The 21,612-nt window shown below is 72.8% G+C and carries 18 protein-coding genes; 12 read left to right on the top strand and 6 right to left on the bottom strand.

Annotation, left to right across the window (positions count from 1 at the left end; translation table 11 throughout):
- Positions 1-85: 85 nt before the first annotated feature.
- A complete protein-coding gene (locus ABD330_RS12110; protein WP_344463921.1) occupies positions 86-1,117 on the top strand; it encodes an N-acetylglucosamine kinase in 1,032 nt (343 codons plus the stop codon).
- Positions 1,118-1,246: 129 nt separating this feature from the next.
- On the opposite strand, the gene ABD330_RS12105 is transcribed toward ABD330_RS12110, so the two are convergent.
- Positions 1,247-2,197: a GlxA family transcriptional regulator gene (locus ABD330_RS12105; RefSeq protein WP_344463919.1), complete on the bottom strand. Its 951-nt coding sequence runs from the start codon at positions 2,195-2,197 to the stop codon at positions 1,247-1,249.
- Positions 2,198-2,268: 71 nt separating this feature from the next.
- On the opposite strand from ABD330_RS12105, the gene ABD330_RS12100 reads away from it, so the two are divergent.
- On the top strand, positions 2,269-2,883 hold the full coding sequence (locus tag ABD330_RS12100) for a cysteine hydrolase family protein (RefSeq protein ID WP_344463917.1): 615 nt from the start codon (positions 2,269-2,271) through the stop codon (positions 2,881-2,883).
- 42 nt (positions 2,884-2,925) lie between these two features.
- Here the strand turns inward: ABD330_RS12100 and ABD330_RS12095 are convergent, their stop codons facing one another.
- Positions 2,926-3,501: a nucleosidase gene (locus ABD330_RS12095; protein WP_344463915.1), complete on the bottom strand. Its 576-nt coding sequence runs from the start codon at positions 3,499-3,501 to the stop codon at positions 2,926-2,928.
- 367 nt (positions 3,502-3,868) lie between these two features.
- Between ABD330_RS12095 and ABD330_RS12090 the strand changes: the two genes are divergently transcribed.
- The 10 genes from ABD330_RS12090 to ABD330_RS12045 all read left to right on the top strand — a co-directional run bounded on the left by ABD330_RS12090 (position 3,869) and on the right by ABD330_RS12045 (position 16,521).
- The gene (locus tag ABD330_RS12090; protein WP_344463913.1) at positions 3,869-5,152 is read left to right on the top strand and encodes a hypothetical protein; all 1,284 of its coding nucleotides are present in this window, start codon (positions 3,869-3,871) and stop codon (positions 5,150-5,152) included.
- A 12-nt stretch (positions 5,153-5,164) separates the two neighbouring features.
- Entirely contained in the window at positions 5,165-6,181 is a 1,017-nt protein-coding gene (locus ABD330_RS12085; protein WP_344463911.1) for a glutamate ABC transporter substrate-binding protein, read from the top strand.
- A 99-nt stretch (positions 6,182-6,280) separates the two neighbouring features.
- Positions 6,281-7,612, top strand: a complete 1,332-nt coding sequence (locus tag ABD330_RS12080; protein ID WP_344463909.1) for a hypothetical protein — start codon at positions 6,281-6,283, stop codon at positions 7,610-7,612.
- 5 nt (positions 7,613-7,617) lie between these two features.
- Positions 7,618-10,095 carry a serine/threonine-protein kinase gene (locus tag ABD330_RS12075; RefSeq protein WP_344464145.1) on the top strand — a complete coding sequence of 826 codons (2,478 nt, stop codon included), beginning with the start codon at positions 7,618-7,620 and terminating at the stop codon, positions 10,093-10,095.
- Between the two features lie 4 nt (positions 10,096-10,099).
- A complete protein-coding gene (locus ABD330_RS12070) occupies positions 10,100-11,224 on the top strand; it encodes a protein phosphatase 2C domain-containing protein (protein ID WP_344463907.1) in 1,125 nt (374 codons plus the stop codon).
- A gap of 138 nt (positions 11,225-11,362) precedes the next feature.
- Positions 11,363-12,697: a VWA domain-containing protein gene (locus tag ABD330_RS12065; protein WP_344463905.1), complete on the top strand. Its 1,335-nt coding sequence runs from the start codon at positions 11,363-11,365 to the stop codon at positions 12,695-12,697.
- A gap of 112 nt (positions 12,698-12,809) precedes the next feature.
- Positions 12,810-13,874: an FHA domain-containing protein gene (locus ABD330_RS12060; RefSeq protein ID WP_344463903.1), complete on the top strand. Its 1,065-nt coding sequence runs from the start codon at positions 12,810-12,812 to the stop codon at positions 13,872-13,874.
- 170 nt (positions 13,875-14,044) lie between these two features.
- On the top strand, positions 14,045-14,896 hold the full coding sequence (locus tag ABD330_RS12055) for an ABC transporter ATP-binding protein (protein ID WP_344463901.1): 852 nt from the start codon (positions 14,045-14,047) through the stop codon (positions 14,894-14,896).
- Complete coding sequence (locus tag ABD330_RS12050) at positions 14,893-15,993, top strand: ABC transporter permease (RefSeq protein WP_344463899.1); 1,101 nt, start codon at positions 14,893-14,895, stop codon at positions 15,991-15,993. The genes ABD330_RS12055 and ABD330_RS12050 overlap by 4 nt, the downstream gene beginning before the upstream one ends.
- Positions 15,994-16,116: 123 nt before the next feature.
- Positions 16,117-16,521, top strand: a complete 405-nt coding sequence (locus ABD330_RS12045; protein ID WP_344463897.1) for a globin — start codon at positions 16,117-16,119, stop codon at positions 16,519-16,521.
- 117 nt (positions 16,522-16,638) lie between these two features.
- On the opposite strand, the gene ABD330_RS12040 is transcribed toward ABD330_RS12045, so the two are convergent.
- The 4 genes from ABD330_RS12040 to ABD330_RS12025 all read right to left on the bottom strand — a co-directional run bounded on the left by ABD330_RS12040 (position 16,639) and on the right by ABD330_RS12025 (position 21,389).
- The gene (locus ABD330_RS12040; protein WP_344463895.1) at positions 16,639-17,397 is read right to left on the bottom strand and encodes a DUF8185 domain-containing protein; all 759 of its coding nucleotides are present in this window, start codon (positions 17,395-17,397) and stop codon (positions 16,639-16,641) included.
- Between the two features lie 41 nt (positions 17,398-17,438).
- Entirely contained in the window at positions 17,439-17,885 is a 447-nt protein-coding gene (locus tag ABD330_RS12035; RefSeq protein WP_344463893.1) for an acyl-CoA thioesterase, read from the bottom strand.
- 135 nt (positions 17,886-18,020) lie between these two features.
- Positions 18,021-19,685 carry an energy-dependent translational throttle protein EttA gene (ettA, locus tag ABD330_RS12030; RefSeq protein ID WP_344463891.1) on the bottom strand — a complete coding sequence of 555 codons (1,665 nt, stop codon included), beginning with the start codon at positions 19,683-19,685 and terminating at the stop codon, positions 18,021-18,023.
- A gap of 321 nt (positions 19,686-20,006) precedes the next feature.
- Positions 20,007-21,389, bottom strand: a complete 1,383-nt coding sequence (locus ABD330_RS12025; protein ID WP_344463889.1) for a Cys-Gln thioester bond-forming surface protein — start codon at positions 21,387-21,389, stop codon at positions 20,007-20,009.
- Positions 21,390-21,612 lie beyond the last annotated feature (223 nt).

Genomic DNA, 21,612 nt, shown 5'->3' with positions numbered 1-21,612 from the left:
GCGGCTTACACCGAACACGAACGACGAGCAGCGGAGACTCCCGGCCGGGGCGGCCGGGACACGTACGAGCGGGGACCGGGACCTGATGGACCACCACGACACTGAGCAACTACCGGGCGTTCTCGCCATCGACGCCGGGAACAGCAAGACCGACGTCGCCCTGGTCGGCGCCGACGGCAGAGTGCTCGGCAGCGCCAGAGGCGGCGGGTTCCAACCCCAGCTGGTGGGTGCCGAGGCCGCGATCGCCGGCCTCGTCCCCCTCGTCGAGGCGGTCACCGCCGAAGCCGGGCTGTCGCCCGGACAGCTGCTGACCAGCCATGTCAGCGCCTGCCTGGCCAACGCCGACCTGCCGGTCGAGGAGGAGCGGCTGGAGGCCGCCGTCGCGGCCCGGCCCTGGGGCCGCTCCAGCGCGGTCTGCAACGACACCTTCGGACTGCTCCGGGCCGGCATCGAGAACGCGCGCGGCGTCGCGGTGGTCTGCGGCGCCGGGATCAACTGCGTCGGCCTGCTGCCGGACGGCCGGACGGCCCGCTTCCCCGCCCTCGGCACGCTGACCGGCGACTGGGGCGGCGGCGGCGGGCTCGCCACCGAGTGCATGTGGTACGCGGCGCGCGCCGAGGACGGCCGCGGCAGACCCACCGGCCTCTCCGCCGCCATCGCCAGGCACTTCGGGCTGCCCGGTGCCAACGCCGTCGCCGAGGCGATGCACCTCGGCCTGGTCGAACGGGAACGGCTGCACGAGATCGTCCGGCTGCTGTTCACCGAGGCCCAGGCGGGCGACGCCGTCGCACTGGAACTGATCGACCGCCAGGCGGACGAGATCGCCCGCCTCGCGGTGATCGCCCTGACCCGGCTGGACCTGCTCGCCGAGCCCGTCCCGGTCGTGCTCGGCGGCGGCGTACTGGCCTCCCGCGAACCGCTGCTGCTCGACAACGTGATCGCCCGGCTCTCCGCGGGGGCGCCCCTGGCGGAGCCCCGGATCGTGGTCGCCCCACCCGTCCTCGGCGCGGCCCTCCTCGGCCTCGACCACCTCGCGGCCACCGGCCGCGGCGGCGGCCCGACCGCCCAGCACCGCCTCCGCGGGGCCTACGCGGCAGGCCAGCCGATAGCGGCCTGACGGCGTTCCGATGGGGGCGCGGGGAACTGCGCGACCGAGGCACGACGGAGGTGCACGGTTGCGCGCGCAGTTCCCCGCGCCCCTGTTGTGGTTGCCCAGGTGCGTACGGTTCCGGGGCGGCCCGGGATCCTACCGCCGGAACGCCCGGCGGTACTCGCGGGGGGCGACCCCCACCCTGCGGACGAAGGCCGGGCGGAGTGAGACCGCCGAGCCGAAGCCGCAGCGGACGGCGATCTCGTCGACCAGCAGGTCGGTCTCCTCCAGCAGGCGTTGGGCCGTCAGGACGCGCTGTTCGAGCAGCCACCGCAGGGGGGAGGTGCCGGTCGCCTCGGTGAAGCGGCGGGCGAAGGAGCGTTCCGACATCATCGCCAGCTTGGCCAACTGGCCTACCGTCCAGGGTGTTTCCAGCGAAGCCAGGACGGCGGAGCGGACCACCGCGAGCGGGTCGTCCCGGTCGCTCTCCTCGGGGACCGGGGAGGGGATGAACTGGGCCTGGCCGCCGGCCCGGAAGGGTGCGGTGACCATCTCGCGGGCGACGGCCGCGGCGGCCTGCTGGCCGTGCGCCGAGCGGATCAGGTGCAGGCAGAGGTCGATCCCGGCCGCGACTCCGGCGGAGGTCCAGACCTCGCCGTCGCCGGTGAACAGCACGTCGGGGTCGACCTGCACGGCGGGGTGGCGCCGGGCGAGTTCGGCGGCCAGCATCCAGTGCGTGGTGACGTGGCGGCCGTCCAGCAGCCCGGCCTCGGCGAGGACGAACGCCCCGGTGCAGAGCGAGGCGACCGGGATGCCGCGCGCGTGGACGGCGCGTACCGCGTCCAGTACCTCGGGGGCCCGGCATCCCTGCGGGTCCTCGACGCCGGGGACGACCACCAAGTCGCAGTCGAGCAGCACGTCCGGCCCATGGTCGGGCAGTCGTTCGAGCCCGCCGCCGAGTCGGACCCGGCTCTCGTCCGGGCCGCAGATCCGCAGGTCGAAGGCGGGCAGTTCGGGCCGGCTCGGTCGTGCGGACCAGACTTCGCTGATCACGGCATAGTCGAAGACCCGCACACCGTCGAAGATCAGGCAGCCCACCGTTTGCATGGCAGAAATCTATCGATCACCGGCGGGCGGAACGCTCACCGGCCCCGGCCGCCGGACGGCACGATGGAGCCATGACCAACACCAGCGCATTCGACGCCCCCCTGCAGATCGCCGACGACGCCGTCCTGATCGTGATCGACGTCCAACAGGGCTTCGAGGACTACGAGTTCTGGGGCCCTCGGGACAACCCCGACGCCGAGGACCGGATCGCCCGGATCCTGGAGGCCTGGCAGGCCACCGGCCGGCCCGTCGTGGTGGTGCAGCACCGGTCGGCCGCCGGTCCGCTGGTGCCCGGCACGCCCGGGTACGAGCTCAAGCCGGTGGTGGCGGGCGCCAAGCGGGATCTGCACATCACCAAGACCGTCAACAGCGCGTTCTACGGCACACCCGACCTGCACGCCTGGCTCCAGGAGCGCGGCGCCACCCAGCTGGTGACGGTCGGGATCATCACCAACGCCTGCAACGAGGTCACCGCCCGGATGGGCGGCAACCTCGGCTACGACGTGGTCTTCCCGATCGACGCCATGCACGGCTTCGACATGGCCGGCCCGGACGGCGTGACGATCCCGGCCGCCGAACTCTCCCGCAGCACGGCGGCCGCGCTGCACCACATGCGCTTCGCCAAGGTGGTCACCACCGAGGCGCTGCTCGCCGCGGCGCAGGAGCAGCCGGACGGGCAGGCGTAGGGCGAGAAACCACAGGCGACAGGCGGGAGGCTCCGGGAGGGGTCAGAACTGCTGGGCGTGCACCCACTCGGCGAGGATCTTCGCGCAGCCGTCCACCGACTGCTGCCAGCTCTGGACCGCCCCCGCGCCCGCCTCGTCGCTCACGTGCTTGATCAGCCGGACCGGCACCCCGGCCCGCTGGGCGATGGTGGCGACGGCGTAGCCCTCCATGTCGACTAGGTCCGCGGTCTGCGCGAGCCGCTCGCGGGCGGCCGGGTCGGAGACGAAGAGGTCGCCGGTGGCGAGCGTCGGTCCGGCGGCCTCGCCGAGGCTGAGCGCCTCGCCGTACCGGTACCCGGTGAGCGCCAGCAGTGCCGGGGTGTCCATGTCGTGCTGGAGCACCTGCGCCACCTGGTGCGTCCCGGACCATCCCGGGCGCAGCGCGCCCGCCGTGCCGAGGTTGACGATCTCCGACGGGTGCTCTCCCCGGGCCAGCACGGTGGCCAGTGCGGCGGTCGCGTTGATCTTGCCTATGCCGGTGAGCAGGACGGGGAAGGCGTCACCGAGGTAGGCGGCCTCCTCCTCCATCGCGACGACGAACAGCGGACGGGTGGGCGTGATCGTTCCGAGCAGACGCATGGGATCCATGGTGACATCCCGCCCGCCCGAAACCGAAGGGATCCCCCCGACCGGAGGACCGGCGACCGGCCGGGCCGGCCGGCCACGCGAGTGCTCCGCACGCCCCGCAGCGGAACTCCGCGCGACCGCCCGGTGACGCGCCGACGCCCGAAGCTCAAGATCGGCGCAACTCGGGTGTGGCCGTCGGACTCGGCGGCCATACTGCTGGCATCGGGCCGACGCCCGGAGCTTGGGGCGGGTCCACAGGGGAGGGTGCCAGATGGCGACAGCACCGGCACAGACGAGCAGACCGGCGGCACCGCCGCCGACTCGGCGCGGGGTGGCCCGGCGCGGGGTGGCCCGGCGCGGGGTGGCCCGGCTTCGGGGGGTGACCGACACCGCGCCCGGACGGCTGCGGCTGGCGACCGTGCTGCTCACCGTCCTGGTACTGGCCTTCGGGGCGCTGACGGCCTGGCAGGTCGGCGCCCGTTCGCAGGCGGCGGGCCAGGTGGTCTCGCACAGCGAACCGCTCAACCAGGACGCCGCCGAGATCTACCGCTCGCTGGCCGACGCCGACACCACGGCGGCGGGCGGCTTCCTGCTGGCGGGTGACGCGCCGCAGGCCGTCCAGGACCGCTACCGGAACGACCTCGCGACGGCCGGCCGGCTGCTCGCCCAGGCCGCCGCGCGGACCGGCTCCGCCTCCGGCGCCCAGCAGTGGGTGTCGCAGCTGAACCAGCAGCTTCCGCAGTACGCGGGCCTGGTGGAGACCGCCCGGGCCAACGACCGGCAGGGCCTGCCGCTCGGCGGGGCGTACCTGCGCTACGCCTCCACCCTGATGCAGGGCACCATGCTGCCGTCCGCGCAGAAGCTGGCCGACGTGGAGTCCGGGCAGCTGGACGGCGACTACGCGGACGCCCGCAGCCTCCCGTGGGCGTCCATCGGGCTCGGCCTGGTCGCGCTCGGCGCGCTGGTCCTGTGCCAGGTGCTGCTGCTGCGCCGGACCAACCGGGTGTTCAACCCGGGCCTGCTCGGCGCGACCGCCTCGGTGCTGGTGGCGCTGGTCTGGCTGGTGTTCGGCACGGTCTCCGGCGGCCTCGACCTGTCGGACAGCCGCAGCCACGGCGCACTGCCGCTGCGGGCGCTGAACCAGGCCCGGATCGAGGCCCTGCAGTCCCGGGCCGCCGAGAACCTCGACCTGGTCGCGCGCGGTGCCAGCGACAGCTACACCAAGACCTGGACGACCGTCACCGCACTGCTCGCGGGCCCGGCGGCGGACGGCAAGGCCCGGACCCAGGGCGGCATGCTCGACCGGGCCCGCGCCGGTGCGCCGGCCGAAGCGGGAGCGGCCCTGGCGCAGGCCAGGGCGCAGTTCGTCGCCTGGGACACCCGGCACCAGTCGGCCGCCGCGAGCAACAACGCGGGGGACTACGCCGCCGCGCTGCGGACGACCGTCGGCAGCCCGGGCACCGACAGCTCGGACAGCGCGTTCAACGCCATGGACCAGCAGCTCGCCCGGGCGGCGGCCGTCGAGCAGGCGGCGTTCAGATCGGCGGCCCAGGACGTCGACGGGTCGCTGGGGATCCTGGCGGCAGGGGTGGCGCTGCTCGCGGCGCTGGCCACAGCAGGCGTCGTCGTCGGCCTCGGCCGACGACTGGCCGAGTACCGGTAGCGGGGGGCTGAGATGACGATGCGTACGGTGAAGCCGCGTTCGGCGGCGGGCGGTCCGGCGGCAGGGAGTCCGGCCACCGAGGGCCCGGCGGCACGGGGTCGGGCAGCCCGGCGGCCGGCCCGGGCGAGGGTGCTGGTGGCGGTGGTCGCGCTGGCCGCCGGTGCGCTCGGCGCGGGCACCTCCCAGGGCGCGACGGAGCGGGTGGCGGCCGCACCGCGGCTCGCGCCGGCTGCCCCGGCGGACAGCGGCTGCGACATGCGCAGCCTGCCGCCGAGCACGTACGAGGGCGGGTCGAAGGTCCAGGCGATCAAGAAGGCCGGCAAGCTGGTCGTCGGCGTGGACCAGAACAGCTACCACTGGGGGTTCCGCAACCCGCAGACCGGGCGGATCGAGGGCTTCGACATCGATCTCGCGCGGGCGGTGGCGAAGTCGATCCTCGGGGATCCGGACAAGATCACCTTCAAGACCGTGCCGACGGCCAGGCGTATAGAAGCCGTCAAGAACGGCGAGGTCGATCTGATCACGCGTACGATGACGATCACTTGCGACAGGCTGACCCAGATCTCCTTCTCCGCCCCCTACTTCTCCTCCGGCCAGCGACTGGTGGTGCCGAAGGCGGCGAAGGTCACCTCGGTGGCGCAGGGGTTGAAGGGCAGGCGGGCGTGCGTGGCCGACCAGTCCTCCTCACAGACCGAGTTGGCCCGGAACTCGCGCGGCGCGGCCTCGGTCAAGGTGGTGGAGAACCAGTTGGACTGCCTGGTGCTGATGCAACTCGGTCAGGTGGACGCCACCCTGACGGACACCGTGCTCGCGGCGGCCCAGACCTCCCAGGACCCGACGGTCGAGATGGCCGGCGAGACGATCGCCCCCGCCTTCATGGGGATCGCCATGAAGAAGGAGGACACCGACCTGGTCGCCCGCGTCAACCAGGTCCTGGCGGACTACCGGGCGGACGGCGGCTGGCAGGACAGCTACAACCGCTGGCTGGCACCGAGCATGGGGGTCTCCTCGGCCCAGTACCTGCCGTAGGCTGCCCGGTCGGCCGCGGTCGCGGCCGCACGGACCAACACCTCGGTGGCGAAGCCGCTCGGCGGCGGCCCCGGGGCTCACGGGGGAAGAAGGAAGGACATGGCGTTGGCAGGATCTGCCGGCCCGGCGATGAACCGGGAGGAGGTGGACCGCGCCCTGGTGCGGCTGAGCGCCGAGCGCGAGGCCGTCGAGGCCGCACTGCTGTCCCTTCAGGACCATCCCGGGCGCCGCCTGCTGGAGGGCGCCGCGCTGAGCGGACGCACCAAGGAGCGCTGGTCCGTCGCCGAGCAGGGGCTGACACTGCTCTGGGCGCTGTTCGACCGCTACTCCGAGGCACTGGCCTCGGCCCGCGCGGTGCGTTCGCGGCGGAGCCGCCCCGGCGCCCCGGAGCTGGCCGAGCTGAGCGAGCTGCTCGGCGGCGCGGCCGTCACCGTCTCGGGCAGCCAACTGCCGGACGTGGCGAGCCCGGTGCCGGCCCGGCTGGTCGAGCAGGTCAGCCTGGCCGAGCTGGTGAACCGGATGAACGCCTGGTACGCCACCGTGCTGGAGGTGGTGAACGCCGCCGACGCCGTCTGGTCCGCCCTGCCCGCCCGGATAGACCTGCTGCTGGCCGAACTGGGCCGGGTCCGGATGCTCTCCGGCTCGGTCGGCGTGCAGCCCGGCGTGCACCCGATGGCGGACGATCTCGCCGAGCTGAACGAGGAGTTGACGGCGCTGCGAGCCGAGGTGCTGGCCGACCCGCTGGCGCTCTGGCGGCCGGGCCGGGTGCCCGCGCAGGGTGGCGGCGGTGTCGGGACGGCCTCCCTCTCGGCGCCTCCCGGCGCGGTGGACACCGCGCGCTTCGACCGGGCCGGCCGCGCGCTGGACGGCGTCCGGGTCGAGCTGGAGGGCCTGCTGCGGCTGCGCGACGAGGCGCACGAGCGGCTCCAGCAGGTCGGCGACCTGCTGCAACGCGCCGACGCCACGCTGGCCGAGGCACGGCGGGCCCGGGGCGAGGTGCTGGCGAAGATCGCCGCGACCGAGGTCCCGGCGGTGCCGGGGCCGGCCTCGGCGCTGCGCGAGCGGATCGTGCTGGCGGTGGAGCTCCAGCAGACCGGGCAGTGGCACCGGCTGGCGCCACTGCTGGACACCCTGGAGGACGCCGCGGCCAAGGAGTTGGCCCGGGCCAGGCAGTCGCTGACCGAGGTGGCCCAGCCGCTGGCCGTCCGCGCGGAGCTGCGCGGCCGGCTGGAGGCGTACAAGGCGATGGCCGCCCGGCTCGGGGTCGCCGAGGACCCGGAGGTGATCGAACGCTTCGAGAAGGCCCGTTGGCTGCTCTGGAGCGCTCCGTGCGACCTGCGGGCGGCGGCGGACGCGGTGGGGCGGTTCCAGCAGGCACTGCGACCGGCGACGAAGCCGGCCGCTACGTATCAGGACGGTCAGGGGGCTTGAGTTTCATGGGCGAGGCGTGTGGGCGGCCGGAGTGTTCCGGCAGCGGTGCGATCGACGCGGACGGCTACTGCGACGAGTGCGGCCTCGCCGCACAGCCGGCCGCCGTGCCGTCGGGCGGCGGCGGCAACGGCGGTAGCGGCGGTAGCGGCGGTAGCGGCGGTAGCGGCGGCGGCAGCGGCGGCGCGGGGAGCGCCTGCACCAGGGGCTGCCCGGGCACCATCGACGCGGACGGCTACTGCGACGAGTGCGGCCTGGCCGCCGAGCCCGCGCCGAAGGGCGCACCGCGCGTCCCGGCGGCCCGGGTCTCGCCCGACTCCACCCGGACGGGCTCGTCCCGCAGCGGCTCCTCCCGGACGATGTCCGGACGCTCCCGCTCACATCGCTCCTCCCGTACCGGCAGCGGCCGTTCGGTCTCGGTGCGCAGCAGCAAGGGCAGCACCGGCACCGTCCGGCGCGGCAATCTGGGCGCCGGCCTGGTGACCGTCCCGCCGGTGCCGAAGCAGGACCCGGCGGCCGCCGTGCTGGCCAACCCCGAGGTGCCCGAGCGCAAGCGCTACTGCAGCAAGTGCGAGGCCCCGGTGGGCCGGGAGAAGAACGGCGTGCCGGGCCGCCCGGACGGCTTCTGCACCAAGTGCGGCACGCCGTACTCGTTCACGCCCAAGCTGGTGCGCGGGGACCTGGTCGGCGGCCAGTACGAGGTGCTGGGCTGCCTGGCGCACGGCGGGCTCGGCTGGATCTACCTGGCGGTGGACCGCCGGGTCAGCGACCGCTGGGTGGTGCTCAAGGGCCTGCTGGACACCGGTGACGAGGACGCCCTCGCGGTGGCCATCGCCGAGCGCCGCTTCCTCGCCGAGGTGGACCACCCCAACATCGTCCGCATCATCAACTTCGTCGAGCACCCCGACTCCCGGACCGGCTCCGTCGACGGCTACATCGTGATGGAGTACGTCGGCGGCAAGTCCCTCAAGGACATCGCCAACGAGAGCCGCTCGGCGGACGGCCGGCGCGAGCCGCTGCCGGTCGAGCAGGCCATCGCGTACGCGCTGGAGGCGCTGCCCGCGATGGGCTACCTGCACGGGCGCGGGCTGGTGTACTGCGACTTCAAGATAGACAACGTGATCCAGAGCGAGGACTCGCTCAAGATCATCGACATGGGTGCCGTCCGCCGCTTCGACGACGACGGCCCGATCTACGGCACCGTCGGCTACCAGGCCCCGGAGATCGCCGCCGACGGCCCGTCACCCGCCTCCGACCTCTACACGGTGGCCCGCACGCTGGCCGTGATGACCTTCGACTTCCAGGGCTACAGCACCACCTACCGCTACGAGCTGCCCGAGCCGGAGCAGGTGCCGCTGTTCACCCGGTACGAGTCGTACTACCGCTTCCTGGTCCGTGCCACCGACCCGGACCCGGCCCGCCGGTTCTCCTCCGCCGAGGAGATGGCCGACCAGCTGACCGGTGTGCTGCGCGAGGTGCTGAGCCTCCAGGACGGCCGGCCCCGGCCCGCGCTCTCCACCCTGTTCGGACCCGAACTGCGGGTGGTGGACACCGAGCTGTCCACCGCGCCGATCGGTGCGGCGGCCGCCGCCCTGGCCCTGCCCGTCCCCCGGGTGGACGCCGCCGACCCGAACTCCGGCTACCTCGCCACCCTGGTCGCCGGCTCGCCCGCCGAGTCGCTGGCGGTGCTGCGCAACGCGCCCGTCCCCTCGGTGGAACTGTCGCTGCGCCGGCTGCGGGCGCACCTGGAACTGAACGACGAGGAGGCCGTCACCGAGTCGCTGACAGCACTGGAGGCGGACCACCCGGACGACTGGCGGGTGGTCTGGTACCGGGGTCTGGCCGCGCTGGCCGCGAACCGGCCCGGGCAGGCCGCCGAATCCTTCGACGCCGTGTACGACGCCTTCCCCGGCGAGCCCGCGCCCAAGCTGGCCCTCGCCGTCTGCGCCGAACTGCTCGGCGAGGGCGAGGACGCCGCCGAGTTCTACCGGCTGGTCGGCAGCACCGACCGAGCCTACGTGAGCGCCGCCTTCGGGCTGGCCCGCGTCCGGTTGGCGGCCGGCGACCGGGCGGGCGCGGTGCTGGCCCTGGAGGCCGTACCGGAGTCCTCCGCCCACTACACGGCGGCCCGGATCGGCGCCGTCCGGGCCCGGCTGCGCGGCCGCGCCCCCGGCGACGCCCTCGGGCCGGAGCTGAACCGCTGCTCCGAGCAGCTCGGCGCGCTCACGCTGGACGCCCGGCGCCGCGAGGAACTCTCGGTCGAGGTGCTGGACAGCGCACTGAACTGGGTGCTCGCGGGCCGGCCGGCCGTCGCACCCGCCGCGCCCGAGAAGATCGAAGTACTCGGACATCCGGCCGGTGAGCGGGAACTGCGGTTCGCCCTGGAACACTCCTACCGAGTACTGGCGCGGTTGTCCGACCGCGCCGAGACCAGGATCGAGATGGTGGAGCGGGCCAACCGCGCCCGCCCCCGAACGTGGGTGTGAACCGATGCCTCAGCAGACCGAGTGCCCGAACTGCGCCGAACCGCTGGACCAGGAGGACGTCTTCTGCGGGGCGTGCGGCCTGAGCCTGCTGGCGCCGGAGCCGCCCGCACGGCCGGCCGGTCCTGAGCAGCCGTCGGCACCGGTCGGCCGGGCCGGGCCCGACTGCGTGCACTGCGGCGCGGCCGAGGTCGCCGAGGACGGCTACTGCGAGGCCTGCGGCGGGGTCCAGCCGCGTCCGCGCGACCACCAGGAACGGTCGCTGGCGGGCGTCGCCGGGGTCACCGACCGGGGCCTGCGGCACCACCGCAACGAGGACGCCTTCACCGTCGCCGCCACCACGCTGCCCGGCGGCGAACCCGCCGTGGTCGCGGTGGTCTGCGACGGCGTCTCCTCCTCCGCGCGGCCCGACGAGGCCTCGGCGGCCGCCGTGGACGCCGCCTCGGAGTCGCTGCTGACCGACATGGAGCAGGGGCGGGAGCCCACCGCGGCCATGCGCCACTCGATCAACGTGGCGGCACGGGCCGTCGCCGCGCTGGCCCACGACGGCGCCAACCCGCCCGGCCGCAGCCTCAACGCCCCGGCCTGCACCTACGTCAGCGCGGTGTACGCCGCCGGGCTGGTCACCATCGGCTGGGTCGGCGACACCCGGGCGTACTGGGTGCCGGACGACCGGGCCGGTGCCGAACCGTACCGGCTCACCGAGGACGACTCCTGGGCCGCCCGGGTGGTCGCCGCCGGGCTGATGGGCGAGGCGGAGGCGTACGCCGACCCGCGCGCGCACGCCATCACCGGCTGGCTGGGCGCGGACGCCGAGGAGATCGACCCGCACACCGTCAGCTTCACCCCGCACGTGCCCGGGGTCCTGCTGATCTGCACCGACGGCCTGTGGAACTACGCGGAGGCCGCCACCGACCTGGCCGAGGTGGTCCCCGCCGACGCCGGGACCGACCCGCTGGGGGCCGCCCAGGTGCTGGTGAAGTTCGCGGTCGCGGCGGGCGGCCACGACAACATCACCGTCGCCGTGCTGCCGATCACGCCCGTGGCCGCCGACGGCCCGGCGCACGCGGACGAGGAGTACTCCCCGACCCTGCTGGACCTGCCGGTCGTGCAGCCCGGCACCGCCGACTGACCGCCGGCCGAACGCCGGCCGAACGCCGGCCGGCCCGATTGGCCATCCCGATTGGCCGTCCCGATTCGGTAGGCCGGCCCGTCCGGCCGGCGACCACCCACCTGACCGCCAGACCCTGACCGCTCGACAGGAGCAACGATGGCCACGCTGTCCAAATCCCACCCGAGTTTCGCCGTCGACATCTTCCAGAACGAGTACCTCGCGGACGGCGCCCGCGAGGTCAGCGCGATCGTCACGGTCACCGCGACCGGCGGCGGGACGGCCGCGCGTTCGGCGACGCCCGCGGACGGCGGGACGGCCGCGGACGCCGCCGTGGTGATCATGGTCGACTGCTCGGGCTCGATGGACTACCCCTCCGAGAAAATGCGCAACGCCCGCGAGGCCACCGCCAAGGCCATCGACACCCTGCGCGACGGCGTCGCCTTCGCCGTGGTCGCCGGCACCCACGAGGCCACCGAGATCTACCCGGACAACGGCGGCCTGGCCGTCGCCTCCGAGGACACCCGCACGCAGGCCAAGCAGGCGCTGCGCAAGCTCAAGGCGTCCGGCGGCACCGCGATCAGCACCTGGCTCACCATGGCCGACAAGCTGTTCGCCCGCCGGGCCGACATCGCCATCCGGCACGGCATCCTGCTCACCGACGGCCGTAACGAGCACGAGAAGCCCGCCGACCTGCAGCGCGTCCTGGACAAGGTCAGCGGCCGGTTCACCGTCGACTGCCGCGGGGTCGGCACCGACTGGGAGGTCGCCGAGCTGCGCAAGATCGCCTCCACCCTGCTCGGCACCGTCGACATCGTCGCGGAGTCCTCCGGTCTCGCCGAGGACTTCCGCACCATGATGCAGAACGCGATGGGCAAGCAGATCGCCGACGTGGCGCTGCGGGTCTGGACGCCGGCCAACGCGGTGGTGAAGTACGTCAAGCAGGTCGCGCCCGCCGTGGAGGACCTCACCGAACGCCGCGCCGAGGCCGGGCCGCGCGCCGGGGACTACCCGACCGGCTCCTGGGGCGACGAGAGCCGCGACTACCACGTCTGCGTCGAGGTGCCCTCGGCCGCCGTCGGCAACGAGATGCTCGCGGCCCGGATCAGCCTGGTGCTCCCCCGGGCGGACGGCACCGTCGAGGTGCTCTCGCAGGGCCTGGTGAAGGCCATCTGGACCGACGACCTGGCCTCCTCCACCCGGATCAGCCCGCAGGTCGCCCACTACACCGGCCAGGCCGAGCTGGCGGAGTCCATCCAGGAGGGCCTGGAGGCGCACCGCGCGGGCGATCTGGACCGCGCGACGGCCAAGCTCGGGGCCGCCGTACGGATCGCGCACCGCACCGGGAACGACGGCACGTTCAAACTCCTGCAGAAGGTGGTCGACGTGGTCGATCCCAAGGAGGGTACGGTTCGGTTCCGTAAGAACGTGAGCGAGGCCGACTCGATGACCCTTGAGACCCGGTCGACCAAAACCGTACGGGTGAAGAAGTGACCGGTTCATCAGGTCGAACCGGACCTGCCGGAATGTGGGGGAACTAATGCCGATCTGCCCTAGGGGCCACGAGTCGCAGGCCGAGGACTGGTGTGACTTCTGCGGCTTCCCGATGACCGCGCCACCGGGCGTCGGGGTACCGGGCGCAGCCCCCTTCGGCGCGCCCTCGGCACCCGCCGGGCCGCCGCCGATGGCCCCGCCGCCGGCCCACGGGCAGGCGCGGCCGGACATCACGGCCGGTCTGGTCACCTGCCCGATCTGCCGGACCCCGCAGACCGGACGGTACTGCGAGGAGTGCGGGTACGACTACGACCTCGCCGCGTCCCCCCAGCGGCAGAGCCAGCCCCCCGCGCCCGGCGGCGGGTACGGCTACCCGCCGCCCGCACCGGCGCCGTACGGACAGCCGGCCCAGCCGGACCCGTACGCGCAGCCCGCGCCGCCCGCACAGGCTCCGTACGGGCAGCCCGACTACGGCCGGACGCCGCAGGCCCCGCCCGCGCACAACCAGCCGCCCCACAACCAGCCGCCGCACGGCCGGCCCGACTACGGCCGCCCGGACGCCTACGGGCAGCAGGCCCCGTACACCCAGGCCCCGCAGTTCCCCGAACCCGACGGGAGCTTCGAGCAGACCGGGCCGGTGTACGCCCAGCCCGGGCAGAACGGACCGGGCGACGACTTCGGCACCTCGTTCCGGCTGGCGCCGCCCACCGGTACGCCCGGCGGCCCGCCCGCCGGAGCGCCCGCCGCTCCCCCGGCGCAGCCCGTCCGGACCACCTGGATGGCGGTGGTCAGCGCCGACCGCGACTACTTCACCGACATGATGGCGCGCAGCGGCCCGGAGGCGGCCGGGCTGTTCTTCCCGCCGTACTGCCCCGAGCGGCGGATCCCGCTGACCGGGCGCGGCCAGCTGCGGATCGGGCGGCGCAGCCAGCACCGGGGCACGGTGCCGGAGATCGACCTCTCCGTCCCGCCGGAGGACCCGGGCGCCTCCCACCAGCACGCCATGCTGGCGGAACAGGCGGACGGCAGCTGGGTGCTGGTCGACCAGGACTCGACCAACGGCACCACCGTCAACGGCGGCGCCGAGCCCGTGCCGCCGCACACCGCGATCCCGCTGAACGACGGCGACCGCGTCCACATCGGCGCCTGGACCACCATCACACTGCACCGCGCCTGACGGACCGTCGGCCGGGGCCCGGACGGGCCCCGGCCGACGCGCTTCCTCAACAATCGCGCAGACGGACTTCGCAGGGCCTGCCCGAAGCCCTAGGGTCTGTGGTCATGACTGCAGCAATATCCGCTGACGGAATCCGTAAGCGGTACGGGGATGTACAAGCTGTCGACGGTGTGTCACTCACCGTCGAAACGGGCGAATTCTACGGAATTCTCGGGCCCAACGGGGCCGGCAAGACCACCACTCTGGAGATCCTGGAGGGGATCCGCGAGCCCGACGAGGGCCGGATCGAGCTGCTGGGGATGGCACCCTGGCCGCGCAACACCAAGCTGCTGCCGCGCATCGGCGTGCAGTTCCAGGCGTCGGCCTTCTTCGTGAAGCTGACGGCGCGTGAAACCATCCGCACCTTCGCCTCCTTCTACGGCGTCGGGCCCAAGCGGGCCGACGCGATGCTGGAGCGGGTCGGCCTCGCCGACTCCGCTTCCGTGCTCACCGACAAGATGTCGGGCGGGCAGGCGCAGCGGCTCTCGATCGCCTGCGCGCTGGCGCACGACCCGGAGCTGGTCTTCCTGGACGAGCCGACCACCGGCCTCGACCCGCAGGCCCGCCGCAACCTCTGGGACCTGCTCCGGGACATCAACGCCGAGGGCCGCACGGTCGTGCTGACCACCCACTACCTCGACGAGGCGGAGGTGCTCTGCGACCGGGTCTCGGTGATGGACCACGGCAAGGTGCTGAAGACCGGTGCCCCGGCGGCCCTGGTCCGGGAGATCGACGACACCGTCCGGGTCAGCGTCGAGTCCGGGCTGCTGACCGTCGAGGCGGCGCGCGAGCTGTTCGCGGCGGCGGGGGCCGAGGTCACCAACCTGGGCGACAACGGGGTCTCGCTCGCCGTGTCGACCCGCGCGCCCGGGCCGGTGCTCTCGGTGCTGGCCGAGCAGAACGCCCTGCGCGGGCTCGAAGTGCGCGGAGCCACCCTGGAGGACGTCTTCCTCCAGCTCACCGGACGGGAGTACCGCGCATGAGCGCCGCCACGACCGAGACGAAGGAGCGGGTGAGCGCGTTCGCCAGCCTCTCCCGGGTGATGCTGGTCGGGTTCGTCCGCGACCGCACGGCACTGTTCTTCACGCTCGCCATGCCACTGATGTTCCTGCTGCTCTTCGGGGTGCTGTTCAAGAGCGCGGGCGCGGCCCACGTCAAGATCGCCGAGGTCGGCCAGGTGCAGGTGCTGGACGCGGTCCAGGGCGCCGACCGGGACGATCTGGACAGGTCCGTCACCATCACCAAGTACAGCGACGCGGACGCGGCGCTGGCGAAGGTGAAGAAGGGCGACCTGGACGGGCTGGTCGAGGAGGGCCCGAACGGCCAGGTGCTGGTGCGCTTCAGCGCCTCCGACCGGGTCAAGTCCGGGATCGTGACCAGCGTCGTCAACTCGTTGGTGCAGGGTGCCAACCAGGCGGCCACCAAGCAGAAGCCGGCCTTCACCCTGGTGCCCAGCCAGGTCGAGGACAACTCGCTGAAACCCATCCAGTACCTCACCCCCGGCCTGCTGGGCTGGGCGATCGCCACCGGCGCCGTCTTCGGCACCTCGTTCACGCTGGTGAACTGGCGCAAGAAGCGGGTGCTGCGGCGGCTGCGGATGGCCCCGGTCAGCATCGGGTCGATGGTCGCGGCCCGGGTGGCGGTCAGCGTCCTGGTCGCGTTCGTCCAGACGGCGATCTTCCTGCTGGTGGCGACCATGCCGCTGTTCGGGCTGCAACTCACCGGCAACTGGTGGCTGGTCCTGCCGCTGGTGGCCTGTGCGACCGTCGCCTTCATGTCGATCGGCCTGCTGACCGGCTCCTTCGCCAAGTCCGAGGAGGCTGCGAACGGGATCAACCAGATCATCATCCTGCCGATGTCCTTCCTCGGCGGCGCGTTCATCCCGCTGGACAACGCACCGGGCTGGCTCCAGTCGTTCTCCCGCCTGCTGCCGCTCCGGTACATGGTCACCTCCGCCCAGTCGGTGCTGACCAAGGGCGGCGGGGTGATGGACGTCCTGCCGGCCATGGGCGGCCTGCTCGCCTTCGCGGCGGTGCTCACCGCGATCTCCTGGCGCTTCTTCAGCTGGGACGACGTGTAGACCGACGGATAGGGACGGAGGCTCCCGAAGGGCTGTGAAGCGCTCCGGAGGCCTCCGAGCGCGCGGGGTCGTACGCCGAAAGTCCTGGTGTACGGCCCCGCAGCGGTCTGCGACCATGGTCAGGTGACTGAAATCCGGCGTGACACGCTCAGCGAGGAGACGTTTTTCGACGCGGTGGGCGGCGAGCCGACCTTCCGGCGGCTGGTGCACCGGTTCTACCAGGGCGTCGCGACGGACGAGTTGCTCCGCCCGATGTACCCCGAAGAGGACCTCGGCCCCGCCGAGGAGCGGCTGGCCCTGTTCCTCATGCAGTACTGGGGCGGCCCCCGGACGTACAGCGAGGAGCGCGGTCACCCCCGGCTGCGGATGCGGCACGTCCCGTTCAAGGTCGACCAGGCCGCGCACGACGCCTGGCTGAAGCACATGCGGGCGGCCGTGGACGAACTGGCCCTCGCCGAGGGCGCCGAGCAGCAGCTCTGGGACTACCTGACCTACGCCGCCGCCTCCATGGTCAACACGGCGGGCTGAGGGGCCGGGACACCCGCGCAGCCGGCCCGGACGGGCGTTACCGGCCACACCCGCCGGAGCACATCCCGCCGGAGCGCCCTGCCGGGACACCCCGCGTAACGGTCCGGCCCCGGCGGGCTAGCGCAGCGGGCTGAGCCCGAGCCCGGCCCCCGGCGCGGCAGCCGTCCGCACCGCGATCGACCCGGCCGGCGCGCTCAGACGCCGCCAGCTCCCGGCTCGGTGCACGGTCAGCGCCGTGGCGGGCTTGAGGAACCCCACCACGTAGGCCGCGTGCGCGGCCCGCAGCGGGAGCTCGGGTACGGCTGCGAGCGGGCGGGCCCAGATCTCGTCCGCGAGGGCGTCCAGCACCGTACGGGTGCGGTGGTGCTCCGGCACCGCCTCGCTGCGCTCCTTGAACTCCCGGACGGCGGCCGTCACCTCGGGGAAGACCGCTTCGGCAGACGGCTCGCCGACCGGCTGCCAGCCCGTACGGGGCGGCAGCAGCCCGGCCCAGGCCGGTCCGGTGACGGGTGCGGGCAGCCGCAGCGTGCCGTCCCGGTCGTCGACGGCCTCCAGCAACTGGCCCGCCGAGACGGTGCGGTCGGCTGCCGCGTCGAGCCGCTCCAGCCGTACCGTCCGCACCGCCAGTGCCCCGGCGCTGCCGAGCGGCAGCCGTCCGAACACCGCCAGCACACCCGCCGCCGCCTCGGGCGCCCCTGCGCCGGCGGTCGGGGCGGTCGGGGCGGCCGTGCCCAGTGCGCCGGGCGCACCGGGCGCGGCAACGGCCTGCAGCCGCACCGCCGCCGCCCGGTCGAAGCGCAGCAGGCGGACCAGGAAGGCGGACAGGTCCGCGGCCTCCCCGGTGTCGGCGAGCAGGAGGCGGTCGGTCGTGGTCAACGGATCAGCTCACTCGGAGAGGGGGCGGGTGGGGACGGGGCTCAGCCGACGGGGACGGGAACCGGCAGCTCGTCCGTGAACCGGCTGAGGAACTCCTTCTCCACCGCGCTGATCCGCCGCGGCCGGCCCTCGGCCAGGTCGTAGGGGACGACCACGGTGGACGCCCGGACGTAGACCGTCTCGGTGCCGTCCTCGGCGGTGTCCTTGATCTCGTAGGAGACGGTGAGCGAGGCTCCGCCGATCTTGGTGACCCAGGTCTCGATGGTCACCGGCGTGGGCCGGTGCACCAGCGGACGCTTGTAGTCGATCTCGTGGCGGGCCACCACCGAGCCGCCCGCGAACTCCCCGGCACCGGCGGCGGTGGCCTGGGTGAACATGAAGTCGATCCGGGCCTCCTCCAGGTAGCGCAGGAAGACCACGTTGTTGACGTGCCCGAAGGCGTCCATGTCGGACCACCGCAGGGGGCAGGCGTATATGTGGCGTGCCACGAACGTTCTCCTCAAGCTCTGGATTACCCGCCGGCCCCTCGGGGGCGACCGGCGGCGGCCCGGCAGACCACCCTCACAGGTCAGTCTGCCGGGCCGTTGTTGCGCGGACGTTGCGCCCGCCCTGCGACCCGGAGGTCAGCCTCGGGTCAGCTTCTTGTAGGTGGCCCGGTGCGGACGGGCGGCGTCGGCGCCCAGCCGGTCGATCTTGTTCTTCTCGTACGAGTCGAAGTTGCCCTCGAACCAGAACCACTTGCTCTCGCCTTCGTAGGCGAGGATGTGGGTGGCCACCCGGTCCAGGAACCAACGGTCGTGCGAGATGACCACGGCGCAGCCCGGGAACTCCAGCAGGGCGTTCTCCAGCGAGGAGAGCGTCTCGACGTCGAGGTCGTTGGTGGGCTCGTCGAGGAGCAGGAGGTTTCCACCCTGCTTCAGGGTCAGCGCCAGGTTCAGGCGGTTGCGCTCACCGCCGGAGAGGATGCCGGCCCGCTTCTGCTGGTCCGGACCCTTGAAGCCGAAGGCGGAGACGTACGCCCGCGAGGGCATCTCGACCTGGCCGACGTTGATCCAGTCCAGCTCGTCCGAGACCACGGCCCACAGCGACTTCTGCGGGTCGATGTTGGCGCGGCTCTGGTCGACGTAGCTGGTCTTGACCGTGTCGCCGACCTTGATGCTGCCGCTGTCCGGGGTCTCCTCGCCGAGCAGCATCTTGAACAGGGTGGTCTTGCCGGCGCCGTTCGGGCCGATGACACCCACGATGCCGTTGCGCGGCAGGGTGAAGCTGAGGTCGTCGATGAGGATCTTCTCGCCGAACGCCTTGGAGAGGTTGTTGACCTCGACCACGATGTTGCCCAGGCGCGGGCCCGGCGGGATCTGGATCTCCTCGAAGTCCAGCTTCCGCATCTTGTCGGCCTCGGCCGCCATCTCCTCGTACCGGGCGAGGCGGGCCTTCGACTTGGCCTGGCGGCCCTTGGCGTTGGAGCGGACCCACTCCAGCTCTTCCTTGAGGCGCTTGGCGCGCTTCTGGTCCTTCTGGCCCTCGACCTTGAGACGCGACTGCTTGGTCTCCAGGTAGGTCGAGTAGTTGCCCTCGTACGGGTACGCGCGGCCGCGGTCGAGTTCGAGGATCCACTCGGCGACGTGGTCCAGGAAGTACCGGTCGTGGGTGACCGCGACAACGGTGCCGGTGTACTTGGCGAGGTGCTGCTCCAGCCAGTTCACCGACTCGGCGTCGAGGTGGTTGGTGGGCTCGTCGAGGAGCAGGAGGTCGGGGGCCTCCAGCAGCAGCTTGCAGAGGGCCACGCGGCGGCGCTCACCACCGGACAGGCTGGTGACGGGCCAGTCGCCGGGCGGGCAGCCCAGGGCGTCCATGGCCTGCTCCAGCTGGGCGTCGAGGTCCCAGGCGTTGGCGTGGTCCAGCTTCTCCTGAAGCCGGCCCATCTCGTCGAGCAGCTCGTCCGAGTAGTCGGTCGCCATCAGCTCGGCGATCTCGTTGAACCGGTCGAGCTGGCCCTTGACCTCCTTGACGCCGTCCTGGACGTTCTCCAGGACCGTCTTGGTCTCGTCGAGCGGGGGCTCCTGGAGGAGCATGCCGACGCTGAAACCGGGCGAGAGGTAGGCCTCACCGTTCGAGGGCTGCTCCAGACCGGCCATCATCTTCAGCACGGTGGACTTGCCGGCGCCGTTGGGGCCGACGACGCCGATCTTCGCCCCGGGGAGGAAGTTGAGCGTCACGTCGTCAAGGATGACCTTGTCGCCGTGTGCCTTGCGCACCTTGCGCATGGTGTAGATGAATTCCGCCACGTGAGATCGCTCCGGCGTCGTCGGGAGTATTCGGGTTGCAACCTTTCCATTGTGCCGCACTGGGCCGCACCTCCCGAACCGGCCGTCGACAGGCGCCCTGAGCTGCGAGATACGGGCGCGCAGCGGATCCGGGCAGCGGCCTCGGTCAACGGAGCCTGGCCGAAGGCCGACCGGCTCCGCCCCCATCGAAGGGGACGGAGCCGGTCGGTACTGCTCGGTACTGCCCGGTACTGCCCGGGAACGTCGGTGGACGTCAGCCCGGACTGCTCCGGTGCCGACCGCCGGTACGGCTGAGGTTCAGCCGCCGGTACGGCTGCGGTGTCAGCTGCTGGTGCGGCTGTGGCGGCCGCGACGGCGCAGGGCGAAGACCGAGGCGCCACCGGCGAGCACCAGCGCACCGGCGATCCCGGCGAGCATCGGGGTCTCACCGCCGCCGCCGGTGAAGGCCAGGCCGCCCGCGGGGGTGCCCGTGCCGGTCGGGGTGGGGGTGACGCCGTGACCGGCGGTCGGGGTGGGGGTCGGGGTGCCGGTGCTGCTGGTGGTCTTGCAGTTCAGGACGGAGGCGAACTCCTGCTTGAAGCCGTGCGGGCCGGTCACGACGATGTCGTACTTCTGGCCCTCTGCCACCTTGACGGGCACGGTCTGGGTGCTCTTGGGCTTCACCGTGACGGTCTGGCCGGCCAGGGTGAAGACGAAGTCCTGGTCGCCGTTGTTGGTGGCGGTCACCACGACCGCGCCCTGAGCGCAGTCGACCTTGGCGGTGACGGCCGGGATCGGGCCGGTCGGGGCCCAGGTGACGGTCGCCGTGGCGGAGACCGAGACCGACTTGGCGCCGGCCAGGATGAGGGTCTGGCTGTGGTTGCCGTCGCCGTCGGCACCGGTGAAGACCCGGCCCAGCGGGATCTCGGCCGAGCTGGTGGCGGTGATGGTGCCCGTCCCGGCCGCCGCGCCCGCCGGGGTCTTGGCGAAGATCGTCGCGCCGCCCTTGACGCTCTTGACGACGTTGCCGGCCGCGTCGGTGAGGACCACACCGGCCTTGTCCGCCACCGGGTCGAGGCCGAGGGCGACCGTCGCGGCGGTGGTGTCGACGGTGATCGGGCCGAGCCGGTCGCCGCTCTTGCCGGAGACCGAGCCCGGGGTCAGGGCGATGGTGGCCTTCGGCTCCTCGTCGGTGGCCCCCTTGGCCTGGTCGATGAGGTACTGGGTGAGCTTCGCGGCCTTCGGGTCGTCCTGGTTCACCGGGACGTTCGGGTCGGAGAACGACCAGACCGCGACCTGGGTGCCCGCGGCGGCCTCGTCCGCCGTCAGACCGTCGAGCTGGGCGCCCTTGGCGGCGGCGTCGGAGGCGATCTGCTGCGGGCTGACGCTGGGGTAGGAGTGCTCCAGGATCCACTTGATCTTCGAGCCGGCCGTGCCGGCCAGCGAGCTGGAGCCCCAGTCGGTCTCCTGGTACTTCGCATCCTCACGCGTGTGGTTGAGGAGGTCGATGCAGTAGACGGGAAGCTCGCTGCCGTCCGAGGCCTGGATGGCGAAGAGGCCCGCCTCGCCGGCCGCCTGGTGCCCAGGGGCGCCGTAGCTGACGGACTCGCCGTGGCTCATGCCGGGGAGGAGACGTGCCGTCACCCCGGAGCCGAGCGGAGTCGCGGCGGAGGCCGGACCCACCGTCAGGAGCCCACCGCCCACGGCCAGGCTGGACGTGAGCATGACAGTAGCTATGCGGGAGAGAGCCCGCCCCTGCTTGTGGAACATGAAAGATCCCTCCGGGCTGGGCCGTGCCGATGGCAGCCCGCCTTGCAAAGCAGTGCGCCCTGTGCGGCACTGCTGCACTTGTGTGAACCAGACGCATCATATTGAGCCCCGGACGTCCGCAAACCTCCCCACCAGCCCAGAACGGTTCCGTATCTATATCGTTATCAAGGAGCTGAGC

Source organism: Kitasatospora kazusensis (assembly GCF_039529945.1).
Lineage (GTDB): Bacteria > Actinomycetota > Actinomycetes > Streptomycetales > Streptomycetaceae > Kitasatospora > Kitasatospora kazusensis.
Note: the sequence above shows the minus strand (reverse complement) of the source record. Positions and strands in the feature narration are given on the sequence as shown.